Source organism: Solemya velum gill symbiont, from assembly GCF_002020255.1.
GTDB lineage: Bacteria > Pseudomonadota > Gammaproteobacteria > Chromatiales > Chromatiaceae.
Window position 1 is genome coordinate 1 of the sequence record NZ_MPQG01000032.1, and the last position, 3451, is coordinate 3451.

The window sequence follows — 3451 nt, forward strand, 5'->3', positions numbered from 1 at the left end:
TTCTGGACGATCTCTTCCGGTTTGTGTCGCTTGATTCCCATTTTTGGTCCTCCGTTTTTCTCATCATAAGGGTGGACCAACTTATTGGGGGAGGATCAGGTAGAAGATGCTCTTCAGAAAAGAGGCTGGATCATTTTTGTGCCGGAAAAGCATCGCATAAAAGAACAACTGGAGATGCTTTGTGATGCTGAAAGAATCGCCGGTATAGATGGGTCAGCCTTTCACACCTTGATATTTTTTCAGAATTATCGAGGCAGAATTGATGTCTTCAGAAGGTGCGACAGATTCAGTTACAATCTCTTTTTAATAGCATCAACTTTGAAACAGAATCTCTTTTTCCATAGTGACCATTATGCTGATATGGAAAATCTGACACCTGGTTTAGACGCCTGGAAATCAAATTCAAAGTTGAACAGTATCGATAAAATAGTAAGAGTTCTTGACTAAATTAAAGGGGCATTCCTAATTATAGCCCCTTGGTATTTCTTAAAATCGGCCCATGATTTCTCATGGGCCGTTGACCTGATTTCCAGGTCGATCACAGATTGATTATTCAATAATCCCAATCATGAATGTCGGATATGTTGTCGGCAGTATCTTCAAAAACGACCGGGATCTCCTTCTCGTTATTCGACAAATCGCGGACAACAACACTGTCTGGATTGACTACTACCACTGTATGGGGTCTGCCGTCAAAAAAGAGCTCCCATCCTATTGCTAAAGCGAGAGGAACAACCAGGTGCCTCCGGTGATGGACTCTTCTCCAGATAACTCTTCGTCTTGGATGAAGCCTTCTTCTGCGAAGAGGGCGGTGAGGGCGCAACGGCCGTAGTCGTGGACCAGGGCGATGTGGGTGGTGATGCGGTCCAGGATGTGCAATAAGACTCGGTGAGGCAATCGCTGCGACAGCCATTGCCAGGAACTTCCGTCTTGAAATAGCCATGAATTCCTCCTGATAGTTTCCAGATGCTCTTACACTATTAAGGCTAGACGCTGGTTTGTTGATATGCAATTAAATCTGGTGAAAAAGCGGGGAGTTCCAAAATCGTATAACTACCGTCCGAAATGACAGATCAAATCTACGAATGACGTCAGCAAGTGAATTCGACTTGCGTTTCGTGTAAGAAAAATGCACCTTCTAATTGTGTGTAGTGTTCAGAACAGAGGGTATCGAAATGGCTGAGCGTCTGCGTTGTGAATTGGTTTCCCAGGAGACGGTCTACGACCTGGTCTATAAACTGGCAGAGGAGATCCGTGCCAGTGATTATCATCCGGATCTTGTCGTGGCCATCTCCCGTGGTGGTTTCACCCCGGCGAGGGTGTTGTGCGATGTACTGGGTCTTTTCAACTTAACCAGCATTCGCGTAGTGCATTACAGCAAGGCGGCTGTCCATGAGCAACAGGCCTTTGTAAAGTATCCGCTGTGTATGGATGTCGCGGGTCAACGCATCTTGCTTGTTGATGATGTCAACGATACGGGCGATACCCTGAAGATCGCTCGATCTCATCTCGAAAGCCTGGGCCCAACTGAAGTGCGTATCGCCGTACTGCATGAAAAGAGCTGTTCACCAGTGAGGGCTGAATACGTGGCTGAATCCCTGGATAAATGGCACTGGCTCATTTATCCATGGGCGGTTGTAGAAGATGTGGGCGGATTCTTGCTAGAAATGACACCTCCGCCAGCTGATTCAGACCAGGCGGCTGATTGGCTTCTCAACACTTATGGTTTGCGCTTACCCGAAGATCAGTTAAGCCATCTTCTGAGTTTAATTAGAAAGAGAGTTGAATAATGTGAAATGGATTGCCGCTATCTTGGAAAATAGACACCTAAAGGGTAGCCATTAATAATTTCGGCACTTAATACTCTTGGAACACCGTTGCTCAAACGGCCACCAGTCTGGGCAATAAATTGGGTTTTCACCGGTTCCCGCTGCTCTTTCGGGTGGTAGACAGCATCAGGATATCCAGCAACCAGTTTTGGTATCTCATCGTCCAGATAAGACTCTATATTTCTTGCAGTGATCAATTCCCTTTGAAATTCTGCAACAAAGTTACCAACTAAATCGTCTACTTTATTTTCGTATGCCATTGCGTGTACCTGCCTCTCATGCACATTATATTAGCAGTCTCTAATACATGTGGCGCCAAGAATTCGCAATTATTTGATTATTTGTGGTATTCATAATCACCAAGGAATTTCCTAAAATCTATCGATCCCTTGATCTCCAGGAGGAAAAAAGGGCGACAATAAATGCCGCCCTTTTCAAACAGGTTACGTATATATCCTGCCTGGTCTATCTCGACAATGGCAGTATATTTTTTTCCTGTTTTCCGAGACTGTGCCTTTTACGATGACGAGGTGACCTTTTTGCTTGATATTGCGGGGGGGGCTTTTGCGTTAACCGACTCCTTGTAGGTCAGTGAACAGGTGGCATTGATAGTGATTTCCGGCATCTCTTCAGCCGACACTGGGTAACCCCGGCCAGTTCGGAGGCAGTATAATTCCTCCGGAAGAACGGTAGGAACAGGGTCTGCAGGAGTCTTCTTAACTGAACTTTTGAGCGGATTGCTATTTAACATTAAAAATCAGGGGTGCCATCCGGGTTTGATCCTGACAGTACGTTTTCAATCTGGATCATTGCATTCATTCTCATTACCAGGTTCTCCATGGCAGAGAGGCCTTCGATATTGTCCAGAGTGTTATCCTTGATGACGTATTGCACAGTCACGTTTAAGCGCTGCGACTCTTCATCATAGGCAGGCTCGATATCGACATTGCCACCTGATGCGACAAAAGCATTCAGGACCTGCTGAAGATGTTGCCCCGGCTTCATCTTGATGAAACTGGAATAGATTTCTGAAAACTCATTAATGGTGAGATCGTACTTGTATCTCAGATCTGTACTTTGATCGTCAGAAAGCCCGGCATTGACATGATGCTCCGTGTTTTTATATTTTTTGCCAAGCTCTACCTCCATGTTATCCAGGTACTGTTCACCTATTTCTATAACAAGGGGTTCATGTTTTTCTAACAGTGTTTCACTCATTTTCATTCACTCGGACAAAGATAAATTTACTGCTTTCAGCTAACAGATCAGGATAACCTGAAATGCTAAGAATAATCCAGCTACTTTCCAATCGTTCCTGGTAAGGTTTGGCATACTTTACCGGCGACAGCAGATTATTGGAACCGTATTTGCTTTTTCTGCTCATCAGTACCTCATTGGAATGATTGGTGAACCGTCCGGAGAAGGAAGTCAAGGACATTGACTGATCATAGTCGTAGCAGAAAGTAGACATCCGTAGAAAGTATGGGTTTAATGTTTTTTCTATGACATTCAGGTAATACATACCGCGGATTCAACTCACTAGTGCAACGGATGGGTTAATCCCGAAAAATACTTGATTGGGCGTTTTAATGCCAAGACATTTTCGGGGACGATTGTTCAGT

8 protein-coding genes are annotated in these 3451 nt (G+C 44.7%); 3 read left to right on the plus strand and 5 right to left on the minus strand.

The window, feature by feature from the left end; genetic code table 11:
- Positions 1–185, plus strand: a 185-nt coding sequence (locus BOW06_RS13305; RefSeq protein ID WP_230209688.1) for a hypothetical protein, incomplete at its 5' end; no start/stop codon positions are given.
- A complete protein-coding gene (locus BOW06_RS13380) occupies positions 139–447 on the plus strand; it encodes a glycosyltransferase family 61 protein (protein ID WP_078462615.1) in 309 nt (102 codons plus the stop codon). The genes BOW06_RS13305 and BOW06_RS13380, both read left to right, overlap by 47 nt.
- A 270-nt stretch (positions 448–717) precedes the next feature.
- On the opposite strand, the gene BOW06_RS13130 is transcribed toward BOW06_RS13380, so the two are convergent.
- Positions 718–879, minus strand: coding sequence for a hypothetical protein (locus BOW06_RS13130; RefSeq protein WP_155276158.1), 162 nt, complete (start codon positions 877–879; stop codon positions 718–720).
- A gap of 296 nt (positions 880–1175) precedes the next feature.
- On the opposite strand from BOW06_RS13130, the gene BOW06_RS12715 reads away from it, so the two are divergent.
- Positions 1176–1790 (plus strand): phosphoribosyltransferase, encoded by a 615-nt coding sequence (locus tag BOW06_RS12715; RefSeq protein ID WP_078454107.1) that lies wholly within the window; start codon positions 1176–1178, stop codon positions 1788–1790.
- 17 nt (positions 1791–1807) lie between these two features.
- Here BOW06_RS12715 and BOW06_RS12720 read toward each other — a convergent pair whose 3' ends face one another.
- The 4 genes from BOW06_RS12720 to BOW06_RS13135 form a co-directional block, all read right to left on the minus strand.
- A complete protein-coding gene (locus BOW06_RS12720; protein WP_043117291.1) occupies positions 1808–2089 on the minus strand; it encodes a hypothetical protein in 282 nt (93 codons plus the stop codon).
- A gap of 257 nt (positions 2090–2346) precedes the next feature.
- Positions 2347–2469 carry a hypothetical protein gene (locus BOW06_RS13310; RefSeq protein ID WP_256857645.1) on the minus strand — a complete coding sequence of 41 codons (123 nt, stop codon included), beginning with the start codon at positions 2467–2469 and terminating at the stop codon, positions 2347–2349.
- A 110-nt stretch (positions 2470–2579) separates the two neighbouring features.
- Positions 2580–3047, minus strand: a complete 468-nt coding sequence (locus BOW06_RS12725) for a hypothetical protein (protein WP_078454105.1) — start codon at positions 3045–3047, stop codon at positions 2580–2582.
- On the minus strand, positions 3040–3213 hold the full coding sequence (locus BOW06_RS13135; protein ID WP_155276157.1) for a hypothetical protein: 174 nt from the start codon (positions 3211–3213) through the stop codon (positions 3040–3042). The genes BOW06_RS12725 and BOW06_RS13135 overlap by 8 nt, the downstream gene beginning before the upstream one ends.
- Between the last annotated feature and the right edge of the window lie 238 nt (positions 3214–3451).

Excerpts from the sequence above, each read along its gene's own strand:
- BOW06_RS12715 (WP_078454107.1), top strand. The coding sequence starts at position 1,176 with ATGGCTGAGCGTCTGCGTTGTGAATTGGTTTCCCAGGAGACGGTCTAC.
- BOW06_RS12720 (WP_043117291.1), bottom strand. The coding sequence starts at position 2,089 with ATGGCATACGAAAATAAAGTAGACGATTTAGTTGGTAACTTTGTTGCA.
- BOW06_RS12725 (WP_078454105.1), bottom strand. The coding sequence starts at position 3,047 with ATGAGTGAAACACTGTTAGAAAAACATGAACCCCTTGTTATAGAAATA.
- BOW06_RS13135 (WP_155276157.1), bottom strand. The coding sequence starts at position 3,213 with ATGAGCAGAAAAAGCAAATACGGTTCCAATAATCTGCTGTCGCCGGTA.